General features: G+C 66.8%; 23 protein-coding genes and 1 tRNA gene. 16 read left to right on the plus strand and 8 right to left on the minus strand.

Translation table 11 applies throughout. The features are described from left to right. The first annotated feature begins 215 nt into the window (after nucleotides 1-215). Complete coding sequence (locus tag GH815_RS00265; RefSeq protein ID WP_153746735.1) at nucleotides 216-914, plus strand: DUF1223 domain-containing protein; 699 nt, start codon at nucleotides 216-218, stop codon at nucleotides 912-914. A gap of 350 nt (nucleotides 915-1264) precedes the next feature. Here the strand turns inward: GH815_RS00265 and GH815_RS00270 are convergent, their stop codons facing one another. From GH815_RS00270 to purB, 3 genes are all read right to left on the minus strand, one after another. Next, on the minus strand, nucleotides 1265-2302 hold the full coding sequence (locus tag GH815_RS00270) for a FliG C-terminal domain-containing protein (protein WP_343030589.1): 1038 nt from the start codon (nucleotides 2300-2302) through the stop codon (nucleotides 1265-1267). Nucleotides 2303-2455: 153 nt separating this feature from the next. Continuing rightward, nucleotides 2456-2623: a hypothetical protein gene (locus GH815_RS18785; RefSeq protein WP_170290264.1), complete on the minus strand. Its 168-nt coding sequence runs from the start codon at nucleotides 2621-2623 to the stop codon at nucleotides 2456-2458. Between the two features lie 82 nt (nucleotides 2624-2705). Next, nucleotides 2706-4016: an adenylosuccinate lyase gene (gene purB / locus GH815_RS00275; protein ID WP_153746736.1), complete on the minus strand. Its 1311-nt coding sequence runs from the start codon at nucleotides 4014-4016 to the stop codon at nucleotides 2706-2708. 74 nt (nucleotides 4017-4090) lie between these two features. On the opposite strand from purB, the gene GH815_RS00280 reads away from it, so the two are divergent. Continuing rightward, nucleotides 4091-4540 (plus strand): DUF6314 family protein, encoded by a 450-nt coding sequence (locus tag GH815_RS00280; RefSeq protein WP_153746737.1) that lies wholly within the window; start codon nucleotides 4091-4093, stop codon nucleotides 4538-4540. A gap of 32 nt (nucleotides 4541-4572) precedes the next feature. Beyond that, the gene (locus tag GH815_RS00285) at nucleotides 4573-5172 is read left to right on the plus strand and encodes a biotin transporter BioY (RefSeq protein ID WP_153746738.1); all 600 of its coding nucleotides are present in this window, start codon (nucleotides 4573-4575) and stop codon (nucleotides 5170-5172) included. A gap of 398 nt (nucleotides 5173-5570) precedes the next feature. On the opposite strand, the gene glnA is transcribed toward GH815_RS00285, so the two are convergent. Beyond that, nucleotides 5571-6977, minus strand: coding sequence for a type I glutamate--ammonia ligase (gene glnA, locus GH815_RS00290; protein WP_153746739.1), 1407 nt, complete (start codon nucleotides 6975-6977; stop codon nucleotides 5571-5573). Between the two features lie 73 nt (nucleotides 6978-7050). Next, nucleotides 7051-7389: a P-II family nitrogen regulator gene (locus GH815_RS00295; RefSeq protein ID WP_343030590.1), complete on the minus strand. Its 339-nt coding sequence runs from the start codon at nucleotides 7387-7389 to the stop codon at nucleotides 7051-7053. A gap of 175 nt (nucleotides 7390-7564) precedes the next feature. On the opposite strand from GH815_RS00295, the gene GH815_RS00300 reads away from it, so the two are divergent. From GH815_RS00300 to tig, 3 genes are all read left to right on the plus strand, one after another. After that, nucleotides 7565-9154, plus strand: coding sequence for an NAD(P)H-hydrate dehydratase (locus tag GH815_RS00300; protein ID WP_153746740.1), 1590 nt, complete (start codon nucleotides 7565-7567; stop codon nucleotides 9152-9154). Nucleotides 9155-9338: 184 nt separating this feature from the next. Next, nucleotides 9339-9423 (plus strand) — tRNA-Leu (locus GH815_RS00305). Between the two features lie 24 nt (nucleotides 9424-9447). Next, on the plus strand, nucleotides 9448-10779 hold the full coding sequence (gene tig / locus GH815_RS00310) for a trigger factor (protein ID WP_153746741.1): 1332 nt from the start codon (nucleotides 9448-9450) through the stop codon (nucleotides 10777-10779). Nucleotides 10780-10965: 186 nt separating this feature from the next. On the opposite strand, the gene rplI is transcribed toward tig, so the two are convergent. Genes rplI through rpsF form a run of 3 tightly spaced genes read right to left on the minus strand, consistent with a single transcriptional unit; the run spans nucleotide 10966 to nucleotide 12214 of the window. Further along, nucleotides 10966-11583, minus strand: a complete 618-nt coding sequence (gene rplI, locus GH815_RS00315; RefSeq protein ID WP_153746742.1) for a 50S ribosomal protein L9 — start codon at nucleotides 11581-11583, stop codon at nucleotides 10966-10968. 12 nt (nucleotides 11584-11595) lie between these two features. Next, nucleotides 11596-11823, minus strand: coding sequence for a 30S ribosomal protein S18 (rpsR, locus tag GH815_RS00320; RefSeq protein WP_153746743.1), 228 nt, complete (start codon nucleotides 11821-11823; stop codon nucleotides 11596-11598). 28 nt (nucleotides 11824-11851) lie between these two features. Further along, nucleotides 11852-12214, minus strand: coding sequence for a 30S ribosomal protein S6 (rpsF, locus tag GH815_RS00325; RefSeq protein ID WP_153746744.1), 363 nt, complete (start codon nucleotides 12212-12214; stop codon nucleotides 11852-11854). 260 nt (nucleotides 12215-12474) lie between these two features. On the opposite strand from rpsF, the gene GH815_RS00330 reads away from it, so the two are divergent. The 10 genes from GH815_RS00330 to GH815_RS00370 all read left to right on the plus strand — a co-directional run bounded on the left by GH815_RS00330 (nucleotide 12475) and on the right by GH815_RS00370 (nucleotide 21291). Beyond that, nucleotides 12475-13113: a hypothetical protein gene (locus GH815_RS00330; RefSeq protein WP_170290265.1), complete on the plus strand. Its 639-nt coding sequence runs from the start codon at nucleotides 12475-12477 to the stop codon at nucleotides 13111-13113. A 125-nt stretch (nucleotides 13114-13238) separates the two neighbouring features. Beyond that, nucleotides 13239-14174 (plus strand): ACP S-malonyltransferase, encoded by a 936-nt coding sequence (fabD, locus tag GH815_RS00335; RefSeq protein WP_153746746.1) that lies wholly within the window; start codon nucleotides 13239-13241, stop codon nucleotides 14172-14174. Nucleotides 14175-14184: 10 nt separating this feature from the next. Then, nucleotides 14185-14922, plus strand: a complete 738-nt coding sequence (fabG, locus tag GH815_RS00340; RefSeq protein WP_153746747.1) for a 3-oxoacyl-[acyl-carrier-protein] reductase — start codon at nucleotides 14185-14187, stop codon at nucleotides 14920-14922. A 207-nt stretch (nucleotides 14923-15129) separates the two neighbouring features. After that, nucleotides 15130-15363, plus strand: a complete 234-nt coding sequence (locus GH815_RS00345) for an acyl carrier protein (RefSeq protein ID WP_153746748.1) — start codon at nucleotides 15130-15132, stop codon at nucleotides 15361-15363. Between the two features lie 167 nt (nucleotides 15364-15530). Next, nucleotides 15531-16793, plus strand: a complete 1263-nt coding sequence (gene fabF, locus GH815_RS00350) for a beta-ketoacyl-ACP synthase II (RefSeq protein ID WP_153746749.1) — start codon at nucleotides 15531-15533, stop codon at nucleotides 16791-16793. Then, nucleotides 16793-17953, plus strand: coding sequence for an endolytic transglycosylase MltG (mltG, locus tag GH815_RS00355; RefSeq protein WP_153746750.1), 1161 nt, complete (start codon nucleotides 16793-16795; stop codon nucleotides 17951-17953). Before fabF ends, mltG begins: the two co-directional genes overlap by 1 nt. 173 nt (nucleotides 17954-18126) lie before the next feature. Then, a complete protein-coding gene (locus GH815_RS18790) occupies nucleotides 18127-18477 on the plus strand; it encodes a hypothetical protein (protein WP_170290262.1) in 351 nt (116 codons plus the stop codon). Next, on the plus strand, nucleotides 18380-19750 hold the full coding sequence (locus GH815_RS00360) for a terminase large subunit domain-containing protein (RefSeq protein WP_153746982.1): 1371 nt from the start codon (nucleotides 18380-18382) through the stop codon (nucleotides 19748-19750). The genes GH815_RS18790 and GH815_RS00360 overlap by 98 nt, the downstream gene beginning before the upstream one ends. Before the next feature lie 126 nt (nucleotides 19751-19876). Further along, nucleotides 19877-21052, plus strand: coding sequence for a phage portal protein (locus tag GH815_RS00365; RefSeq protein WP_153746751.1), 1176 nt, complete (start codon nucleotides 19877-19879; stop codon nucleotides 21050-21052). Continuing rightward, entirely contained in the window at nucleotides 21049-21291 is a 243-nt protein-coding gene (locus tag GH815_RS00370) for a GTA head formation protein, RCAP_rcc01685 family (protein WP_153746752.1), read from the plus strand. Before GH815_RS00365 ends, GH815_RS00370 begins: the two co-directional genes overlap by 4 nt. Nucleotide 21292 lies beyond the last annotated feature (1 nt).

A 21292-nucleotide genomic window follows, 5' to 3' on the forward strand; every position in this document is an offset into this window, starting at 1 on the left:
TGGGGCGGTCTCCATGGCTCAAGCGCATCTCTTGATGATGCTCTTGCCCTAACGGCCGCAAGCGATCAAGAGGGCACGGTATTTTTATGTATACCGTGGTGCACATGGTCGCGGATCCGGGTGCCCGGATGCCGCGCGCCCTCCCGAATCCTTGATTGGCAGGGGAGGGGGCGGTTCTGTAGGAAGGTGGGGACAGGGCGAACAGGGCAGGGATCATGCGGGCATTCATCACGGTTCTGATTTCGGCCTGGCTGGCGCTTTCCGGAACAGCCCGGGCCGAGGGGGGGCCGGTGGTGGTGGAGCTTTTCACCTCGCAAGGCTGCGCCTCCTGTCCGCCCGCGGATGCGCTGATCGCGGAACTGGCCAAGCGCGACGATGTGATCCCGCTGGCGCTGCATGTGGATTACTGGGACTATATCGGCTGGCAGGACGTCTTTGCCGACCCCGCCTATACGCGGCGCCAGAAAGCCTATGCGCGGGCCATCGGGCAGCGGTCTGTCTATACGCCGCAGATCGTGGTGGGCGGGCAGGATCATGTTGTCGGCTACAGCCCGATGGATGTGGCCCGACTGATCGAGGCGCATCGCGTCCTGCCGAGCCCGGTGGCGCTGAGTCTGGAGCGGCAGGGCGACAGTGTGACGATCCGGGCGCGCTCGGAGACATCGTTCGACGAGGATGTGGTCCTGCAACTGGTGCGCTACCGCCCGACCGAGGAGGTCGAGATCACGCGGGGCGAGAATGCGGGCCAGACCTATGTCTATGCCAACATCGTCGATGCCTGGAAGGCGGTGGCGCGCTGGGATGGCGCCCAGCCGCTGGTGGTGACGGTCCAGATCGAGGGCGAACAGCCGATCGTGGCGCTGATCCAGAAGGCGGGGCCGGGGCGCATCCTGGCCGCAGCCCGGCTGCGCTGACCGGTCGTGCAGGGCGGCTCTACGCGGGCCGCGGCGTCATTCGGGGCCTTGGGCTGTGCGTCGAGCCGGGTGCGGACGGGAAGCACCTTGGCTCTGGAATGGCTGGCTATTGCGTTCATGGCGCGATCACGTCCTGAACACCGGGTCCGCCAGCCCCGGTTGCCCATGCCCCGGCCGATGCTCTGGAAACTGTAGGTATCCCGTGTCCAGCCGGTTCAGCCCCCGCAGGGCCGTGCGGGTGGGCGGTGCCCGCGCTGATGGATCGCTCGGGGGGCTTTGCCTATGCGGGACCGGATCCAGAAACGGCGGGGATTGCGGGGGACACGCCTGCTGCGCGGCTTGCGCCGGGGTTAGCCCTTGGGCGCCTTGAGCCGGATCTCGCCTGCGGCTTCAAGCCCGCGAAGCGCGGCGGTGATCGTGGACATGGCGGCTTCGGTCTCTTCGGTCGTGGGGGTGCTGCGTTCGGCGATCTCTTCGCGCAGTTGGGCGGCCATGCGCTGGGACATGTTGGACAGGATGAATTCCACCGTCGGCGTATTCTTCTCGTCGGCGCCGGCCATAGCGGTGATGAGCACGGGCTGGTCCACGGTTCGGGTCAGGGCCTGCAGGTCCAGGGGCGCCAGCCGCTCGGGGATGTCGGCGAAGGTCAGGATCGCGCGGCGCACCCGCTCGGCAAGGTCTGCATCGGTTTCGGCAAGGCCCTGAAGGACGTCGTCGCGGGTGGCCGCCGGGGCGGCGTCGAGGATGGCACCCATGCGTTTTTCGGTTGGCTGTTCGAAGGCCAGCACCGGCGCCTCGCGCAGGCGGCGGGCCAGCGCGGCACCGATCCGGGCAATGGCGGCGGGCGGCACGGCAGACGTGCGCGAGATCGCCAGCGCGACGCGACGCGCCTCGGGGCCGGGCATCTGGCCGAGTGCTGCGGCCGAGACGTTGCTGGGCAGTTTGGCCAGTGCGATGGCCGCAACCTCGGGGCTTTCGGCACTCAGCAGGTCGGCCAGTTTCTTCGGTTCCTGGTCGGAGAGCAGCGCCCAGGGGTCGGTCGGTCGGCTGCGGTCAAGCTGGGCTTGCAGGGCGGCGGCGGCATCGGGGCTGAGATGTTCGCCCAGAAGCGCGATCGCGCCGTCCATGCCGCCGGGGAAGGCAAGCCCGGCCAGTTCCAGTTCGGCAACGAATTCCTCGACGACGGATTCGAGCGTCGGCGAGTCGATGTAACGAAGCCCCGCGATCTCGTCGGCGAGGCAGGTCTGAAGCTCTGCCGGAAGATCGCCCAGCGGCAGCGTGATCCCTTCGTTCAGGAGCAGGCGCACGATGATCGCCGCCTTGCGCCGCCGCGTCAGACCGGCGGCCGAGCGGATGTGACCGGGTATGCTGGGGGTAAGGCTGTTCACAATGCGCTCCGTCTGCTTGGGCGTCACATTGGCCGACGACCGTTAAACCGGGGTTGACGGGTTAGCCTGCCCGGCGGTGCAGAACGCAAAGGAAATCAAAAAAATACGGCGCGGATAAGGCCGCGCCGCAGGAAACTTCCGGATATCCGGCTTTCAGCTCGTGGCCCGGTCCACGCAGGTTCCCGAGGCCGAATCGAACACCTTGCCGTCGGCGCATTGGCTGGCGTTCATCCGCTTTTCCCAGCCGCACCCGCTATTGGCCAGCGCGAGCGTCGGGGCGAGCGTCAGAAGGGCCGCCGAGAGGATCGTCTTGAAGGTCATGGTGCATCTCCCTGGTGAGGTGTGACACAACGTAGCACATTCTGCGCGATTTCCAAACCCGCGCGGACCCCGCTGTGCAACCCTATGCCGGAGCGCCGAAAACCCGGGCAAAGATCGTTTCGACATGCTTGGTGTGATAGCCGAGGTCGAATTTCTCGTCGATCTCGGCGGGCGAGAGGGCGGCAGTCACTTCCGGGTCGGCCAGCAATTCCTCGCGGAAATCCTTGCCCTCTTCCCAGACCTTCATCGCGTTGCGCTGCACCAGCCGATAGGCATCCTCGCGCGAGACACCGGCCTGGGTCAGCGCCAGAAGCACCCGCTGGGACATCACCAGCCCCCTGAACTTGTTCATGTTTTTCAACATGTTCTCGGGGTAGATCACCAGCTTGTCGATCACCCCCGCCAGCCGGTTCAGCGCGAAATCCAGCGTCACGGTTGCATCGGGCGCGATGCCGCGCTCGACCGAGGAATGGCTGATGTCCCGCTCGTGCCACAGCGCGACATTCTCCATCGCCGGGATCACCGCCATGCGCACCAGCCGCGCCAGCCCGGTCAGGTTCTCGGTCAGCACCGGGTTGCGCTTGTGCGGCATGGCGCTGCTGCCCTTCTGGCCAGCGGAAAAGAACTCCTCGGCCTCCAGAACCTCGGTGCGCTGCATGTGGCGCACTTCGATCGCGATGTTCTCGATCGAACTGGCGATCACGCCCAGCGTGGCAAAGAACATCGCATGCCGGTCGCGCGGGATGACCTGCGTGCTGATCGGTTCGGGGCTGAGGCCCAGCATCTTGCAGACATGATCCTCAACGCGCGGGTCGATATTGGCAAAGGTGCCGACCGCGCCGGAAATCGCGCCAGTGGCGATTTCCGCCCGCGCGGCCCGAAGGCGGGCGCGGTTGCGGTCCATCTCGGCGTAGAAACGGGCGAAGGTCAGACCCATCGTGGTGGGTTCCGCGTGGATGCCGTGGCTGCGTCCGATGCGCACCGTGTCCTTGTGTTCATAGGCGCGGCGTTTCAGGGCGGCGAGCACGCGGTCCAGATCAGCCAGCAGGATGTCGGCGGCGCGCGTGAGCTGCACGTTCAGGCAGGTGTCCAGCACGTCGGACGAGGTCATGCCCTGGTGAACGAACCGCGCTTGCTCGCTGCCCACATGCTCGGCCAGATGGGTGAGGAAGGCGATCACGTCATGCTTGGTCACGGCCTCGATCTCGTCGATGCGGACGACATCGAATTCCACGTCCTTCGCCTTCCAGACCGCTTCGGCGTTTTCCCGGGGGATGACCCCAAGCTCGGCCATGGCGTCGCAGGCATGGGCCTCGATCTCGAACCAGATGCGGAACCGGGTCGCGGGCTCCCAGATGGCGGTCATCTCGGGGCGGGCATAGCGGGGGATCATGGGCGGCCTCTTGGACAGGATTTCCGCGGTCTGATACCCGTTGGGACGGGGCGCGACAAGCAGCGGGGGCAGGGATGCCGGATCTGGGGGCCTTTGCCGGGGCATGGCGGATCGAGCGGGTGATCGAGGACGCCCGCGCGGGCCATGTCGCCCGGTTCGAGGGGCAAGCGGTCTTTACCCCGGACGCAGACGGGCTGGTTCATGCCGAGAGTGGCCGGCTGCATCTGCCGGGGCAGGCGCCCATGACCGCCGAGCGGCGCTATCTCTGGCGGCAGGGCGCGTCGGGGATCGAGGTCTTCTTCGAGGATGGGCGGTTCTTTCACGCCATTGCACCGGGGCCGCGCGCGCAGGCGCTGCATGACTGCCCGCCCGACCGCTACGAGGTCGGCTATGATTTCGCCCGCTGGCCGGACTGGTCCAGCCTCTGGCGCGTCGCGGGGCCGCGCAAGGACTATGCGATGCGTTCGGCCTATGCGCGGCTCGGGGCTTGCGCGGGAACTGGCGCTGGGGCAGAAGACTGGTGAACTGACGCAACCATCCGAACGGAGAGAGCGAGATGGCAAAGGCCCTGACCGGCAAGGTTCTTGCCGAAACCCTGCTGCCCGAAGGCGGCGTTGCGCTGCGCGTGAAACAGGCGCTGCTGGTGGTGGCGGGCATCGTCGCCCTTGCCATCGCCGCGAAGATCAAGGTGCCGATGTGGCCGGTGCCGATCACCATGGGCACCTTTGCGGTGCTGACCATCGGTGCGGCCTATGGCGCGCGGCTGGGTCTGGTCACGATCCTTGGCTACATGCTGGTCGGCGCGCTGGGCTATGACGTGTTCGTGGGCTCCAGCGCCGAGCTTTCGGGCGTGAGCTACATGATGGGCGCCACCGGCGGCTACCTGGTCGGCTATGTTCTGGCGGTCGTGGCGCTGGGCATGGCGGCGCGCGCGGGCTGGGACCGCTCGATGGGGCGGATGGCGGCGGCGATGCTCTTGGGCAACGTGCTGATCTATGTGCCGGGGCTTCTGTGGCTGGGCCATCTTTATGGCTGGGAGCAGCCGATCCTGGCCTGGGGCCTGACGCCCTTCCTGATCGGGGATGCACTGAAACTGGGTCTGGCGGCGCTGCTGATCCCGGGGCTCTGGGCGCTGATCGGCCGCGCGCGCGGCTGATCGCGACCGACTGGACGGAAAAAGGGGGCGTGGCCGGTCGGGCCGCGCCCCTTTCACGTTTGCCGCGGCCCTGCGCGTTGCGCCATGGGTATTTGGGCCAAGAAGAAGGGCAGGGCGGTGCCCTGTGGCGCGGGTCGAGCGGGGCCGTGGCCGGGGCGTTGCTTTGGCGGGCAGACGCGCATGACGTGCGGTTCGGGCGCTGTACCAGCCGCGGCTGGCTGAAGCGGGCGCCGCGGCGATGTGGTTCCAGACTTGATGGCGCAGCAACGCGAGGCGCTGGCGGATCATCCGCTCGGCCTTGACCGGCGTTGCGGCTTGTCGTCCGAACCCGGCCGGCCGCAGACAGAAAAAAGGGGCGCCCGAAGGCGCCCCTTTCAGAAGCTGTCCCGTTAAGGGGATCAGCAGCTGTAATACATCTTGAACTCGACCGGGTGCGGGGTGTGCTCGAAAGCGTAGACCTCTTCCCATTTGAGTTCCATGTAGCCGGCGATCTGGTCCTTGGTGAACACGTCGCCCGCGAGCAGGAAGTCGTGATCCTTGGCAAGGCTGTCCAGCGCCTCGCGCAGCGATGCGCAGACGGTGGGGATGCCTTCCAGTTCCTCGGGCGGCAGGTCGTAGAGGTTCTTGTCCATCGCCTCGCCCGGGTCGATCTTGTTCTTGATCCCGTCGAGACCGGCCATCAGCAGCGCCGAGAAGCACAGATAGGGGTTGGCCGACGGGTCGGGGAAGCGGGCCTCGACGCGCTTCGCCTTGGGCGATTCCGTCCACGGGATACGGATGCAGCCCGAACGGTTGCGGGCCGAATAGGCGCGCAGAACGGGGGCCTCGAAGCCGGGGATCAGGCGCTTGTAGCTGTTGGTCGAGGGGTTGGTGAAGGCGTTCAGCGTCTTGGCATGTTTCAGCAGGCCGCCGATATACCACAGGGCCTCTTGCGACAGGTCGGCATATTTGTCGCCCGCGAACAGCGGCTTGCCGTCCTTCCAGATCGACATGTTGCAGTGCATCCCCGAGCCGTTGTCGCCCGCCATGGGCTTCGGCATGAAGGTCGCGGTCTTGCCATAGGCCAGCGCAACGTTGTGGATGACATACTTGTATTTCTGAAGGTTGTCGGCCTGCTTCTTGAGGCTGTCGAAGATCATGCCCAGCTCGTGCTGGCAGGTCGCCACCTCGTGGTGGTGCTTGTCGACCTTCATGCCGATCCGCTTCATCGTGGAGAGCATCTCCGAGCGGATGTCCTGGCCTTCGTCCGAGGGGTTCACCGGGAAATAGCCGCCCTTGTAGGTCGGGCGGTGGGCAAGGTTGCCGCTTTCATATTCGGTGTCGGTGTTCCAGGCGGCATGCTCGACATCGAGGGCGTAGGACACCTTGTTCGGGGTGACCGCGTAGCGCACGTCGTCGAAGATGAAGAACTCGGCCTCGGGGCCGAAATAGGCCACATCGCCGATGCCGGAGGATTTCAGGTAGGCCTCGGCCTTTTCGGCGGTGCCGCGCGGGTCGCGCTCATAGGGTTCGCCGGTGTCGGGCTCGACCACCGAGCAATGGATGCAGAGCGTCTTTTCGGCGTAGAACGGATCGAGATAGGTGCTTTCGGTGTCGGGCATGAGTTTCATGTCCGAGGCTTCGATCGACTTCCAGCCGGCGATCGAGGAACCGTCGAACATGAAGCCTTCGTCGAGGAAGTCCTCGTCCACCTGGTCGGCCATGACGGTGACGTGCTGAAGCTTGCCGCGCGGGTCGGTAAAGCGGATGTCGACATATTCGACATCTTCGTCCTTGATGGTCTTGAGAACGTTGTCCTTGCTCATGTGACCTTTTTTCCCTCTGCTTAGGTTGGTCGCTTTGTGCCGGGGCAAAGCCCGGCCGGTCCGTGGGTGTGGTTCAGAGCGCGTCTTCGCCGGTTTCACCGGTGCGGATCCGGATCGCCTGTTCGACGGACGACACGAAGATCTTGCCGTCGCCGATCTTCTCGGTCTTGGCGGCGTTCACGATGGCCTCGATGGCGGCATCCACCTGGTCGTCGGGCAGCACCACCTCGATCTTCACCTTGGGCAGGAAGTCGACGACATATTCGGCGCCGCGATACAGCTCGGTATGGCCCTTCTGGCGGCCGAAGCCCTTGACCTCGATGACAGAGAGGCCCTGGACGCCGGCTTCCTGCAGCGCCTCCTTGACCTCGTCGAGCTTGAAGGGCTTGATGATCGCCTCGATCTTCTTCACGGCGCGAGACTCCTTCTCGGTGACGTTCGTTGCCCGACAGATCACTTTCCCCGAAGGCGCACAATTGGGTAGGATGACGCCCCGAGGGGCGCTTTCCTGAATCCTTGAGGTGTGCCTGTTTTTTGTGCGAGTTGCCGATTTGGATGGCAGTTTGTGAAAAGAGGTGCTGCCCGGAATGACCGAGCTTCTAACTTCCGCCCAAATGCGCGCCATCGAGGCGGCGGCGATTGCCTCGGGAATGGTCACGGGGCTGGAACTGATGGAGCGCGCCGGGCGTGGCGTGGTCGAGGCGATCTTCGAGGAATGGCCTGCGCTTCGGGCGGCGCCGCAGCGTGCGGTGGTGCTGTGCGGGCCGGGCAACAATGGCGGCGACGGGTTCGTGGTGGCGCGGCTGTTGAAGGAATGGGGCTGGGAGGTGGCGCTGTTCCTGTATGGTGATCCGGCGCGGCTGCCGCCCGATGCGCGAACGAATTACCTGCGCTGGTGCGGGACGGGCGAGGTCCGCGATTTCCTGGGAGAGATTCCCGAAGGGCTGTTCGATGCCGGTCCTTCCGGTGACGGGGTCGTGGTCGATGCGCTGTTCGGCACGGGGCTTGCCCGGCCGCTGGATGCGCGCGTGCGGGCACGGCTGGCCGAGTTTCGCGCGCAAGGCCAGTTCTGCGGTCTGCACAGCGTGGCGGTGGACATGCCCAGCGGCATCGACAGCGATAGCGGGCGCTTTCTGGGCGAGGATGAGGGGTGGTCGGGTGTGCAGGCGGACCTTTGCGTGACCTTTCATCGCCCGCGCGTTGGTCATTTCGTCGGGGAACCGTCCGTCGGGAGGCTGGTTGTCAAGGATATCGGGCTGGATGGCATCGCGGACAGGATGGGGCGCGGCGCGGCGTGCCGGGAATCGACGTCTGCTGCGGACCTGATCTGCCGTTGGTCGGGTGATCTGCGGAAGTCCGGCGGCCACAAGTATACCCATGGCCATGCCCTGATCCTGTCGGGGCCGCCGGGCCGGGCCGGGGCGGGGCGGCTGGCGGCGCGGGGGGCGCTGCGGATCGGGGCGGGGCTGGTGACGCTGGGCTGCCCGCCGGATGCCATGCCGGAGAATGCCGCGCGGCTGGATGCGGTGATGTTGCGACCGGTTGCGGATGGCAATGCGCTGGCGGAGCTTCTTGTGGACCCGCGGGTCAATGCGGTTTGTCTGGGGCCGGGGCTGGGGACGGGCGCGCGCGAGATGGACCTGGTTGCGGCGGCGCTGGGGGATGCGCAGCGGCGGGCGGTTGTTCTGGATGCCGATGCGCTGACGCTGGTGGCGCGGCATCCCGAGCTGTTCGCCCTGCTCCACGAGGCCTGTGTTCTGACCCCGCATGCGGGCGAGTTCGCGCGGCTGTTTCCCGACATCGCCGAAAGGCTTGCGGCCCCCGCCGTGACGGGGCCTGCCTTCTCGCGGCTGGATGCGACGCGCGCTGCGGCGGCGCGGGCGGGCTGTGTCGTGCTGTTCAAGGGCCCCGATACGGTGATTGCCGATCCCGCGGGGCGTTGTGCAGTGAACGCGGCGCTGCGCGAGCGCGCCGCGCCCTGGCTGGCCACTGCGGGGTCGGGCGATGTGCTGGCGGGGTTCATCGCAGGACTGCTGGCGCGGGGCTTTTCGCCGTTTGACGCGGCCTGTACGGGGGGCTGGCTGCATGTGGAGGCGGCGCGCCGCTTCGGGCCGGGGCTGATCGCCGAGGATCTGCCCGAGGCGCTGTCGGTGGTGTTCCGCGATCTTGGCCTGTGATGGCGCACTGGTCCATCGGTGTTGCTCGTCGCCGGCCGGAGATGGGTATTTGGGCCAAGCAGAAGACAGGGGCGGGCGGGGGTTTCGGCCCGCTTTTTCCGCTCGCATACCGTGCGGCGCTTTGCTAGAAGGACGCGGATTTGAGGGGCGGCCCTTTGCGTCACGGGCTGCCCTTGCGCTTTTTGCGGGTGTGGCGGAACTGGCAGACGCACCAGATTTAGGTTCTGGCGCCGAAAGGCGTGGGGGTTCAAGTCCCTCCACCCGCACCAGGATGGGATGAAAAGGACAACGAGATGCAGGTCACCGAGACCCTGAATGACGGCCTGAAACGCGGCTACACGATCACCGTGACCGCCGCCGAGCTTGACGAAAAGGTCAACGCGAAGCTCGAGGAATTCCGGCCCCAGGTCGAGATCAAGGGCTTTCGCAAGGGCAAGGTGCCGATGCCGCTGCTGAAGAAGCAGTTCGGTCCGCGCGTCATGGGCGAGGTCATGCAGGAGACGATCGACGGCGCGATGAGCGCGCATTTCGAGCAGACCGGAGACCGCCCCGCGCTTCAGCCCGATGTCAAGATGACCAACGAGGGCTGGAAGGAAGGCGACGATATCGTTGTCGAGATGACCTACGAGGCGCTTCCCGCGATCCCCGAGCCCGACCTGAAGGCGATCAAGCTTGAAAAGCTGGTGGTCAAGGCCGGAGAGGACGAGATCGGCGAGGCGCTGGGCAAGCTGGCCGAGACCGCGCAGGTTTTCGAGGATCGGCGCAAGGGCTCGAAGGCGAAGGAAGGCGATCAGGTCGTGATCGACTTCGTCGGCAAGCTGGGCGACGAGCCCTTCGAGGGCGGCGCAGCCGAGGATTACCCGCTGGTGCTGGGCTCGCAGAGCTTCATCCCCGGCTTCGAGGATCAGTTGGTCGGTGCCAAGGCAGGCGACGAGGTGACGGTCACGGTGACCTTCCCCGAGAATTACGGCGCCGAGAAGCTGAAGGGCCGGGAAGCGACCTTTGATGTCACGGTCAAGGCGGTCAAGGCGCCGAAGGCGGCCGAGATCGACGACGAGTTGGCCAAGCAGTTCGGGGCCGAAAGCCTCGAGGCGCTGAAGGGGCAGGTTGCCGAGCGTCTGGAAGCCGAGTTCCGCGGCGCGGCCCGTGCGGTGATGAAGCGCGCGCTGCTGGATGTGCTGGACGAGACCATCAGCTTCGATCTGCCGCCGAGCCTGGTCGAGGTGGAGGCCAAGCAGATCGCGCATCAACTCTGGCACGAGGAGCATCCCGAGGTCCACGGCCACGAGCATGGCGAGATCGCCGCGACCGACGAGCATCAGAAGCTGGCCGGGCGGCGGGTGAAGCTGGGGCTTCTTCTGGCCGAGATCGGGCGCAAGGCCGAGGTCAACGTGTCGGACAACGAGATGACCCAGGCGGTGCTGGCCCAGGCGCGCCAGTTCCCGGGCCAGGAGCGGCAGTTCTTCGATTTCGTGCGCCAGAACCAGGCGTTGCAGCAGCAGATCCGGGCGCCGCTGTTCGAGGACAAGGTGGTGGACTACATCTTCGAACTGGCCGAGGTGACCGAGAAGGAAGTGACCAAGGCCGATCTGGAGAAGGCGGTCGAGAAGCTCGACGAGGAATGAGAGCAGCGCCATCGCGCGTCGCCGGGAAGGGGCTGCCTTTGGGCGGCCCTTTTTCTTTTGGGCTGGGGGCGTGGGCGCAACGATCCGGGCACGGCTGAAACGAAACGGGCCGCACCCCTGGGGTGCGGCCCGTCCATGTCTTGTGGCGGAGAACGGCCGGGATTGACCGGGCGCGGCCCCGGGGCCTTAGCGCGGCTGTTCCTCGCCCGAGCCCTGGGTCTCGGCGACATCGGCGAGGTAGTCGTCGGCGGCCGAGCCGATCTCGTCGAACAGTTCCGAGATCTCGAATTCGGCGGCGGCCTCTTCCTCGGCGGCGAGTTGCTGGATCGACTTGCCGGACGCCTGAAGCGCGGCTTCCTCGACCGAGCGGGCGACGTTCACCTTGACGGTGACCTCGACCTCGGGGTGCAGCGTCACGGTGACGTCATGCAGGCCCAGTTCCTTGATCGGGCCGGTCAGGGCAACCTGCTTGCGGTCGACGCTGAAGCCGTCGGCGGTGGCCGCGTCGGCCACGTCACGGGTGGTGACCGAGCCGTAGAGCGCACCCGAATCGGAGGCCGAACGAATCACGACGAATTGCTGTCCGTCGAGCTTGGCGGCCAGCGCCTCGGCCTCTTTCTTCGTTTCAAGGTTGCGCGCCTCGAGCTGGGCCTTGTCGGCCTCGAAGCGGGCGATGTTCGCCGCGCTGGCGCGCAGGGCCTTGCCCTGGGGCAGCAGGAAGTTGCGGGCGAAGCCGTCCTTGACGTTCACGACCTCGCCCATCTGGCCGAGCTTGGCCACGCGTTCCAGAAGGATCACTTGCATGGATCTCGCTCCTTATTTCACGGCGTAAGGAAGCAGCGCGAGGAAGCGGGCGCGCTTGATCGCGCGCGACAGTTCACGCTGTTTTTTGGCCGAGACGGCGGTGATGCGCGAGGGCACGATCTTGCCCCGCTCGGAGATGTAGCGCTGCAGCAGGCGAACGTCCTTGTAGTCGATCTTGGGCGCGTTCTCGCCCGAGAAGGGGCAGACCTTGCGGCGGCGGAAAAACGGTTTTGCGGCCATGGGTTAGGCTCCTGTTGGCAGGCTTGGATCAGCGACGCTCGCGGCGTTCGCCGCGTTCACCACGCTCTTCGCGCTTCTGCATCTGCGCCGAGGGGCCCTCTTCATGGGCCTCGACCTTGACGGTCAGCACGCGCATCACGTCTTCATGCAGCCGCATCAGACGTTCCATCTCCTGCACGGCGGGCGCGGGCGCGTCGGTGCGCAGGAAGGCGTAATGCCCCTTGCGGTTCTTGTTGATCTTGAAGGCCATCGTCTTGACGCCCCAATACTCGTGCTCGACGACCTTGCCGCCGTTATCCGCGAGAATGGCACCGAAATGTTCGATGAGGCCCTCGGCCTGCGCGTTGGACAGATCCTGACGCGCGATGAACACATGCTCGTAAAGCGGCATGCTGTCTCCAGTCCTGTTACGGGTGCGCTTCAAAGGGCGGGTCCGAAGGTCTTCCGCATCCCGCCCACGAGAGGCCGCACCGGTCAATATCGTTGCGGAAGACCTGCGCCTTATACAGATGCGCCCGCGCGATGCAAGCCTGGCCCGGCCGGATCGGGCCTTGCCACGCGGTTGCCCGGAAATCTGCCCCGGTCCGGCGCATTGATGCCGCTTTCGCGCAGGAGGTTCGTGCCGAGCTTTGCAACAAGAGTGCGACCGACATGACGACCGGCCCTGAAATCCGGGACGAGGCCCTTTCGGACTGCGCGCGAGCGGTGTTGCCCGGGGTAACCGAGACCCGCTGGGGATATGTTGTGACCGCAGGCGGGGATGTCTCGCGCAATGCCGCGGCGATCGAACTGGCTGCCGGGATCGGCGGGCTGACCCTGTTCGCAATGGCGGGCGGGCTTTGGCTGGTGCCGCCGCTCATCGGGTTCGGGCTGTCGATGCAGCTTGCACTTGGCGGGGGGCTTTCGCTTGTGGCGGGAGTGGCGCTGATCCGGATTGCCGAGCGGGGGCTGCTGGAGGAAGTGCAGGTGGACCTGGAGGCGCGCGCGCTGCGCTGCACGCTGAGCAATGCACGCGGGGCGTTGCGCATCCGGCGCGAGGTGGCCTTTGACGAGATCGGGTCGGTCTTCGTGCAGCGCGCCGAGCGGCCGGGCGTGCCATCGAAGCTGTTCGTGCGGGTAGGGACGGGGGACGACCTGATCGAGGCTGCGCGCGGGCGCGAGGCAGTCCTGAGTGCGCTGCAAAGCCGGATGGCGCGGGATTTTCAGGGGTCGAGCCTGCGCAAGGTCAATCTCGGGCGGCGGGCGCGGGGGCGACGGGGGCTTGCCCGGCCGCTGAGCCACGCGGCCTGAGCGCGGGCCGTCATCCGTTTCCGGCGCGCATCCGCGACCGAAGGCCCCCTGCCGTTTCGGGCGGGTTGTGAAGCCCCGCCTTAGCCGATAGACCACGCCGAAATCGGCGAGGGAGTAGTGTACCAATGCGTGCATTCGTGTTTCCGGGTCAGGGGGCGCAGACCATCGGGATGGGCCGGGCGCTGGCCGAGGCCTATCCGTTGGCGCGCGAAGTGTTCGAGGAAGTGGACGAGGCGTTGGGCGAAAAGCTCTCGGCGCTGATCTGGGAGGGCGATCAGGATGAACTGACGCTGACCCGGAACGCGCAGCCTGCGTTGATGGCGACCTCGATGGCGGCGATGGCGGCGCTGGGGGCCGAAGGCGTCACGGTCAATGCGGCGGCCTTCGTTGCGGGCCATTCTCTGGGCGAATATTCGGCGCTGTGCGCGGCAGGGGCGATCAGCCTGGCCGATACCGCACGGCTGTTGCGTCTGCGCGGCGAGGCGATGCAGGCGGCGGTTGCGGTGGGCGAGGGCGCCATGGCGGCGATCCTGGGGCTTGATCTTGAGGCGGTGCAGGCGGTGGCTGCGGCGGTGGCCGAGGGGCAGGTGGTGCAGGCCGCGAATGACAACGATCCGGCGCAGGTGGTGATTTCCGGCCACAAGGCGGGCGTCGAGCGCGCGGTTGCGCTGGCGCAGGAGCGGGGTGCCAAGCGGGCGGTGATGCTGCCCGTATCTGCGCCGTTCCATTGTGCGCTGATGGAACCCGCGGCCCGGGTCATGGCCGAGCGTCTGGCCGAGGTGACGATCGAGGCACCGCTGGTGCCGGTGGTGGCCAATGTGCGCGCCCAGGGCGTCAGCGATCCCGACGAGATCCGCGCGCTGCTGGTCGAGCAGGTGACGGGTGCAGTGCGCTGGCGGGAATCGGTCGCGTGGATGGCCGGTCAGGGCGTCACCGAGATCTGGGAGATCGGCGCGGGCAAGGCTTTGTCGGGCATGGTCCGCCGGATCGCGCGCGACGTTGCCACGCGGCAGGTCGGCACACCCGAAGAGGTGGTCGCGGCCGTGGACAGCATGAACTGAGGAGGGGGACATGTTCGATCTGAGCGGAAAATGCGCGCTGGTAACCGGCGCGTCGGGGGGGATCGGGGCCGAGATCGCGCGGGCGCTGCATGCGCGGGGCGCGGTGGTGGGCCTGTCGGGCACGCGCGAGGCGCCGCTGCGCGAACTGGCGGACGAACTGGGCGAGCGTGCCCATGTGCTGCCCTGCGATCTGTCCGACGCCGAGGCGGTCGAGGCGCTGCCCAAGGCGGCCATCGAGGCGATGGGCGCGCTGGATATCCTGGTGAACAATGCCGGGATCACGCGCGACACGCTGTTCATGCGACTGAAGGACGAGGACTGGCAGGCGGTCATCGACGTGAACCTGACCGCGGCGATGCGGCTGTGCCGCGGCGCGGTGCGGGGCATGATCAAGGCGCGCTGGGGCCGGATCATCAACATCACCTCGGTCGTGGGCACGACGGGCAATCCGGGGCAGGCGAATTATTGCGCCGCCAAGGCGGGGCTGGTGGGACTGTCGAAATCGCTGGCGCAGGAGGTTGCGGCGCGGGGGATCACGGTGAACTGCATCGCGCCCGGCTTCATCGCGACGGCGATGACCGACAAGCTGACCGACGATCAGAAGGCCGGGATCCTGGGCGCTGTGCCGATGGGCGCCATGGGCACGCCTGTCGATATTGCCGCGGCCGTGGTCTATCTGGCCAGTTCCGAGGCCGGCTATGTGACCGGCGCCACGCTGCATGTGAATGGCGGGATGGCGATGGTCTGAGGACCGCGGGACCGGCCGCGAAAGCGGGCCGCGGTCTGCGACGGGAAAGCGTTTGCCAAGAACTTGCGATGTGTTATAGGCGGCGCGAGTTCGTCGGGGGGCGTTCCCCGCGCTTGCGAGAACCCCGCTGCTTGGGGTCGGTGGTGGCCCCTCGTGGCCGACAGAACAAAGACGGGCGTGCTGCCTGAACAAATGTGAGGAACACACATGAGCGACATCGCGGATCGCGTTAAGAAGATCGTCGTCGAGCATCTGGGCGTCGAGGAAGACAAGGTGACCGAGAACGCCTCGTTCATCGACGATCTGGGCGCGGACAGCCTTGATACGGTCGAGCTGGTCATGGCCTTCGAGGAAGAGTTCGGCATCGAGATCCCGGACGACGCTGCCGAGACCATCCAGACCTTTGGCGATGCGGTGAAGTTCATCCAGAACGCCGCCTGAGGCGCACAGCCACATCGGATTTGGAACGGCGTCCCATGGGGCGCCGTTTCTCTTTGCGGGGGATTGTGGTTCAGGTGGGCGGGCCCGCCCTGCCCGACTTGCCGAGCCCGCCCAAAGCGCGCTATCAGGGGCACCGGAAAGGACCGTAGGCAGTCTTGGAGGGGCGGATGCGTCGAGTGGTGGTCACGGGTCTGGGGATGGTCACGCCTCTGGCCTGCGGGGTCGAGGAAACCTGGACACGGCTGATCGCCGGGCAGTCGGGCGTCGGCCCGATCACGCGGTTCGACTGCTCGCGCGTTGTGACCACCTATGCCGCCGAAATACCGTTTGGCGACGGGACGAACGGTACGTTCAACCCCGATGACTGGATGGACCCCAAGGAACGGCGCAAGGTCGACGATTTCATCCTGTATGGCATGGCCGCCGCGACCCAGGCGGTGAAGGATTCGGGCTGGGTGCCCGGGACCGACGCCGAGCGTGAGCGGACCGGCGTGATGATCGGATCGGGTATCGGCGGCTTGTCGGCGATTGCCGATACGGCGATCCTGTTGCAGGAGAAGGGGCCGCGGCGGGTGTCGCCCTTCTTCATTCCGTCTGCGCTGATCAACCTGGTCTCGGGGCAGGTCTCGATCCGGTTCGGGTTCAAGGGGCCGAACCATGCGGTGGTGACTGCCTGTTCCACCGGGGCCCATGCCATCGGCGATGCGGCGCGGCTGATCCAGTTCGGTGATGCGGACGTGATGGTGGCCGGTGGCGCCGAAAGCCCGATCTCGGAAATCGGGATCGCGGGGTTCAATGCCTGCAAGGCGCTGTCCACCAAGCGGGGCAACGATCCGCAAGCGGCGTCGCGGCCCTGGGATACGGATCGCGACGGGTTCGTGATGGGCGAAGGCGCGGGCGTCGTGGTGCTTGAGGAACTGGAACACGCCAGGGCGCGCGGGGCGAAGATCTATGCCGAGGTGCTGGGCTACGGGCTGTCGGGCGACGCCTATCACATCACCGCCCCGTCCGAGGATGGCGAAGGCGGCTACCGGTCGATGGCCGCGGCGCTGAAGCGGGCCGGTCTGGCGGCATCGGATATCGACTATGTCAACGCGCATGGCACCTCGACCATGGCCGACACGATAGAGCTGGGCGCGGTCGAACGTCTGCTGGGCGAGGCGGCCGGGTCTGTCACGATGTCGTCCACGAAATCCTCGATCGGGCATCTGCTGGGCGCGGCGGGCGCGGTCGAGGCGATCTTCTGCATCCTTGCGCTGCGCGATCAGGTGGCGCCGCCCACGCTGAACCTTGACACCCCGCCCGAGGGCGTGCGGATCGATCTGGCGCCCAAGGCGGCGCGGCAGCGTGAGATCGCGGTGGCCCTGTCGAACTCGTTCGGGTTTGGCGGCACCAATGCGACGCTTGTGATGGGCCGCGGTGATCTGTGATGTGGCGCTCGGTCGCCTCGAACGCGCTGACGCTGTTCATTGCGCTGTTCCTGATGGCGGGCGGGCTGTTGCTGTGGGCAAAGCGGCAATACGAAGGGCCGGGGCCCTTGGCGGAACCGATTTGTCTGCGGGTCGAGCCCGGGGCCTCGATGGCCGTGATCTCGCGCGAGCTTGAGGGGCAGAGGGCGATTTCGAATGCCACGATCTTCCGGCTGGGGGCGAAATATTCCGAGAAGTCCGGCCTGTTGAAGGCGGGAAGCTTCCTGGTTCCGCCCCGCGCCTCGATGGAGGAAATCGTCGATATCGTGACGCGCGGCGGGCGGTCGACCTGCGGGACCGAGCTGAATTTCCGCATCGGCGTGGTGAGCGCCCAGTTGCAGCTGCGCGAGGTCGATCCCGCCACGGGGCGCTATGTCGAGGTGCTGGCCTTTGATCCGGCGGGTGGCGAGATTCCCGAGGACTATGCCGCGTTGCGCGCTGCGCAGGATCTGCGGTTCCGGGTGACGCTGGCCGAGGGGGTGACGAGCTGGCAGGTCGTCGAGGAACTGAAGGCAGCGGATTTTCTGGAGGGTGCGGTGGTCGACCTGCCCGCAGAGGGCAGTCTGGCGCCGGACAGCTATGAGGTGCAGCCCGGCATGGCGCGGGGCGATCTGATCGCCGAGATGCAGCGGCGGCAGGCGGTGATCCTGGGCGAGCTGTGGGAAAGGCGGGCCGATGGCTTGCCGATCACGACGCCGGAGGAGGCGTTGATCCTAGCCTCGATCGTCGAGAAGGAGACCGGCGTGCCCGACGAACGGGGCAGGGTGGCCAGCGTCTTTGTCAACCGGCTGCGGCAGGGGATTCGGTTGCAGACCGATCCTACGGTGATTTACGGGGTCACGCTGGGCAAGGAGCCGCTGGGCCGGGGCATCCGGCAAAGCGAATTGCGCCGGGCGACGCCCTGGAATACCTATGTCATCGACGGGTTGCCGCCCACGCCGATCGCCAATCCCGGGCGGGCCTCGATCGAGGCGGCGCTGAACCCGGACGATACGGATTTCCTGTTCTTCGTGGCCGATGGGACCGGGGGGCATGCCTTTGCCCGGACGCTGGCCGAGCATAACCGGAACGTGGCGCGCTGGCGCCAGATCGAGGCCGAGCAGCGGGGGCAGGGTCAGTAGGTTTCTGTTAACCCTTTGTTAAAGATAAACTTCTTGACTCTCCGCGCGGTCTGATCTATACCTTCAGGCAAGCTGGAAGACGTGGGTTAGCGGCCCGGGGGCATCCCCCGAGGCCGTTTTTTCGTGTCTTCTCCTGCGACGGGGGGCCGTCAGGACAAGCAAGCAAGGACAGCATGGGAACGATAACGGCCCCGCAAGCGGGCGAGGCGGCTGCCCGGGCGGTGCTTGAGGAGGCCGAAGAGCATTACAGACGCACGATTCGCGTTCTGAACGGGATCATCGAAGAAGTTGAGGCTGGCCATACTGAACGGGCACGCGCGCTGAGGGGCGCGTTGAGTGATCTCGGCAAGGCGGTCCAGACCGCGTTCGACGAAAGGTTACGAGTTGGAAAGCTTCTCCGAGACGAAGCGGGCGGCGCCTGCGACTATGCCCTCGACCTCGATGAGGCACGTCTTGAGGTCGGGCGCAGACTGGATCGCATGCGCGCCACGCGACGAACAGACGGCCTTTCTGAACAGCCTTGATGACGGCACGCTGATGGCGCTGCCCTTCCTGTTCGAGTTCTGGGCGTTGCCGCACCAGTTGCCGCCCGAGGGCAATTGGCGGGCCTGGGTGGTGCTGGGCGGCCGGGGCGCGGGCAAGACACGGGCGGGTGCCGAATGGGTGCGCGCCGAGGTCGAGGGGCCGCGGCCGCTGGATCCGGGCCGGTCGCGGCGGGTGGCGCTGGTGGGCGAGACGGTGGATCAGGTCCGCGAGGTGATGGTCTTTGGCGACAGCGGGCTGATGGCCTGTTCGCCGCCTGATCGCCGCCCGCGCTGGGAAGCGACGCGGCGTCGGCTGGTCTGGCCGAACGGGGCGGTCGCGCAGGTGTTTTCGGCGCATGACCCCGAGGGATTGCGGGGGCCGCAATTCGATGCGGCCTGGGCAGACGAACTGGCGAAGTGGAAGAAGGCCGAAGAAACCTGGGACATGTTGCAGTTCGGGTTGCGGCTGGGGCCGTCGCCCCGGCAATGCGTTACCACGACACCCCGGAATGTGGGCGTGCTGCGGTCGATCCTGGCGAACCCGACGACGGTTGTCACGCATGCGCCGACCGAGGCGAACCGGGCCAATCTGGCGGCCTCGTTCCTTGAGGCGGTGCGGACGCGCTATGCGGGCACGCGATTGGGGCGGCAGGAACTGGATGGCGTTCTGCTGGAGGAATCCGAGGGTGCGCTTTGGTCGCTGGCGGCGATAGAGGCCGCGCGGATCGACACGGCGCCGCCGCTTGACCGGATCGTGGTGGCGGTCGATCCGCCGGTCACGGGGCATGGCGGATCGGATGAATGCGGGATCGTGGTCGTGGGCGTGCAGAGCAAGGGGCCGCCGCAGGACTGGTTTGCGGTGGTGCTGGAGGATGCCAGTCTGCGGGGTGCGGCGCCGACGGTCTGGGCGCAGGCGGCGATCGAGGCGATGGAGCGGTTCGGCGCCGAACGGCTGGTGGCCGAGGTCAACCAGGGCGGCGATCTGGTCGAGACGGTGATCCGCCAGCTTGATCCGCTGGTGCCGTTCCGGGCGGTGCGTGCATCGCGCGGGAAGGCCGCGCGGGCCGAGCCGGTGGCCGCACTGTACGAGCAGGGGCGGGTCAAGCATCTGCGCGGGATGACCACGCTGGAGGATCAGATGTGCCGCATGACCGCGCGCGGTTATGAGGGGCGTGGCAGCCCCGACCGTGTAGATGCGCTGGTCTGGGCGATCCATGAGCTGATGATTGCCCCGGCCGCCCATTGGCGCCGACCGCGGGTGCGCAGCCTGTAGAGAAGTTCGGCCGCAACGATGCGGCCCTGACGGAATGACAAGGCCCGGCCCCGGAATCCCCGGGGGCCGGGCCTTTGCTTTGGGCCCTGGATGGGCGGCGACAGCGAAACCGGAGGTGCTTTGCCCATGAAACTGAACATCTTTCGCCGTGCCGAGCGGGCCGCGCCGGAGGCGAAAGCCTCAGCCTCCGGGCCGGTGATTGCCTGGGCCGGGTCGGGGCGCGTGGCCTGGAGCCCGCGGGACACGGTCTCGTTGACCCGCAACGGCTTTGTCGGCAACCCGGTGGGTTTTCGGGCGGTCAAGCTGATCGCCGAGGCGGCGGCGGCGCTGCCGCTGGTCTGCCAGGACGCCGAACGGCGCTATGAGACCCACCCGCTGCTCGATCTGATCGCGCGGCCCAATCCGGCGCAGGGACGGGCAGAGCTGTTCGAGGCGCTGTACGGCCAGTTGCTGCTGTCGGGCAATGCCTATCTGGAGGCGGTGGGCGGCGAGGATGGCTTGCCGCTGGAACTGCATGTGCTGCGCTCGGACCGGATGCATCTGGTGCCGGGGCGGGACGGCTGGCCGGTGGCCTATGACTACACGGTGGGCGGGCGCAAGCACCGCTTCGACATGACCGGGCCGCTGCCGCCGGTCTGCCATATCAAGAGCTTCCATCCGCAGGACGACCATTACGGGCTTTCGCCGATGCAGGCGGCGGCGACCGCGATCGACGTGCATAACTCGGCCTCGCGCTGGTCCAAGGCGCTTCTGGACAATGCCGCGCGTCCCTCGGGCGCCATCGTCTATCGCGGCTCGGACGGCAACTCGACGCTGAGCGAGGACCAGTACGCGCGGCTTCAGGACGAGATGCTGTCCTATCACCAGGGCGCGGCCAATGCTGGGCGGCCGATGCTGCTGGAAGGCGGGCTTGACTGGAAGCCGATGGGCTTTTCGCCCTCGGACATGGAGTTCCACCGCACCAAGGAGGCCGCGGCGCGCGAGATCGCGACGGCCTTCGGGGTGCCGCCGATGATGCTGGGCATTCCGGGGGATGCGACCTACGCGAATTATCAGGAAGCGAACCGCGCCTTCTATCGGCTGACGGTGCTGCCGATGGTGGCCAAGGTTGCCGGTGCCGTTGCCGATTTCCTGTCGCGCTTCGGGGGTGAGGCGGTGAGCCTCAAGCCCGATCTCGACCAGGTGCCGGCGCTTGCCGCCGAACGCGATGCGCAATGGCTGCGGATCGCCAGCGCCGGGTTCCTGACAGAAGACGAGAAACGCGCCCTTCTGGGTCTGCCCACCCGGCCGGAGGGGGAATGAAGCCCCCGGCCGAGAGGTCGGGATCGCGGTTTCTCTATGCGCCGTTCGAGGTGGCGAATGCACGGATCGAAGCCAACGAACGCGTCTGGGATGAGCGCTGGACGGCGCTCGAGTTCCGGCTTGTCCGGATCGAGACGGCGCTTGAGCGGCTGGAACGACGCATGTGGCTGATCGTCTACGGCGTGGTCGCGGTGATCTTGACGGAAGGCGTGGCATCGCTCTTGGCGATCTCGCCGTGAA

Origin of the sequence: Rhodovulum strictum (genome assembly GCF_009649175.1) — a bacterium.
Lineage (GTDB): Bacteria > Pseudomonadota > Alphaproteobacteria > Rhodobacterales > Rhodobacteraceae > Rhodovulum > Rhodovulum strictum.

Bases quoted from the DNA above. Each gene is read 5' to 3' on its own strand.
- GH815_RS00265 (WP_153746735.1), top strand. From the start codon at position 216: ATGCGGGCATTCATCACGGTTCTGATTTCGGCCTGGCTGGCGCTTTCC.
- GH815_RS18785 (WP_170290264.1), bottom strand. From the start codon at position 2,623: ATGACCTTCAAGACGATCCTCTCGGCGGCCCTTCTGACGCTCGCCCCG.
- purB (WP_153746736.1), bottom strand. From the start codon at position 4,016: ATGATCCCCCGCTATGCCCGCCCCGAGATGACCGCCATCTGGGAGCCC.
- GH815_RS00280 (WP_153746737.1), top strand. From the start codon at position 4,091: ATGCCGGATCTGGGGGCCTTTGCCGGGGCATGGCGGATCGAGCGGGTG.
- GH815_RS00285 (WP_153746738.1), top strand. From the start codon at position 4,573: ATGGCAAAGGCCCTGACCGGCAAGGTTCTTGCCGAAACCCTGCTGCCC.
- glnA (WP_153746739.1), bottom strand. From the start codon at position 6,977: ATGAGCAAGGACAACGTTCTCAAGACCATCAAGGACGAAGATGTCGAA.
- GH815_RS00300 (WP_153746740.1), top strand. From the start codon at position 7,565: ATGACCGAGCTTCTAACTTCCGCCCAAATGCGCGCCATCGAGGCGGCG.
- tig (WP_153746741.1), top strand. From the start codon at position 9,448: ATGCAGGTCACCGAGACCCTGAATGACGGCCTGAAACGCGGCTACACG.
- rplI (WP_153746742.1), bottom strand. From the start codon at position 11,583: ATGCAAGTGATCCTTCTGGAACGCGTGGCCAAGCTCGGCCAGATGGGC.
- rpsR (WP_153746743.1), bottom strand. From the start codon at position 11,823: ATGGCCGCAAAACCGTTTTTCCGCCGCCGCAAGGTCTGCCCCTTCTCG.
- rpsF (WP_153746744.1), bottom strand. From the start codon at position 12,214: ATGCCGCTTTACGAGCATGTGTTCATCGCGCGTCAGGATCTGTCCAAC.
- GH815_RS00330 (WP_170290265.1), top strand. From the start codon at position 12,475: ATGACGACCGGCCCTGAAATCCGGGACGAGGCCCTTTCGGACTGCGCG.
- fabD (WP_153746746.1), top strand. From the start codon at position 13,239: ATGCGTGCATTCGTGTTTCCGGGTCAGGGGGCGCAGACCATCGGGATG.
- fabG (WP_153746747.1), top strand. From the start codon at position 14,185: ATGTTCGATCTGAGCGGAAAATGCGCGCTGGTAACCGGCGCGTCGGGG.
- GH815_RS00345 (WP_153746748.1), top strand. From the start codon at position 15,130: ATGAGCGACATCGCGGATCGCGTTAAGAAGATCGTCGTCGAGCATCTG.
- fabF (WP_153746749.1), top strand. From the start codon at position 15,531: ATGCGTCGAGTGGTGGTCACGGGTCTGGGGATGGTCACGCCTCTGGCC.
- mltG (WP_153746750.1), top strand. From the start codon at position 16,793: ATGTGGCGCTCGGTCGCCTCGAACGCGCTGACGCTGTTCATTGCGCTG.
- GH815_RS18790 (WP_170290262.1), top strand. From the start codon at position 18,127: ATGGGAACGATAACGGCCCCGCAAGCGGGCGAGGCGGCTGCCCGGGCG.
- GH815_RS00360 (WP_153746982.1), top strand. From the start codon at position 18,380: ATGCCCTCGACCTCGATGAGGCACGTCTTGAGGTCGGGCGCAGACTGG.
- GH815_RS00365 (WP_153746751.1), top strand. From the start codon at position 19,877: ATGAAACTGAACATCTTTCGCCGTGCCGAGCGGGCCGCGCCGGAGGCG.
- GH815_RS00370 (WP_153746752.1), top strand. From the start codon at position 21,049: ATGAAGCCCCCGGCCGAGAGGTCGGGATCGCGGTTTCTCTATGCGCCG.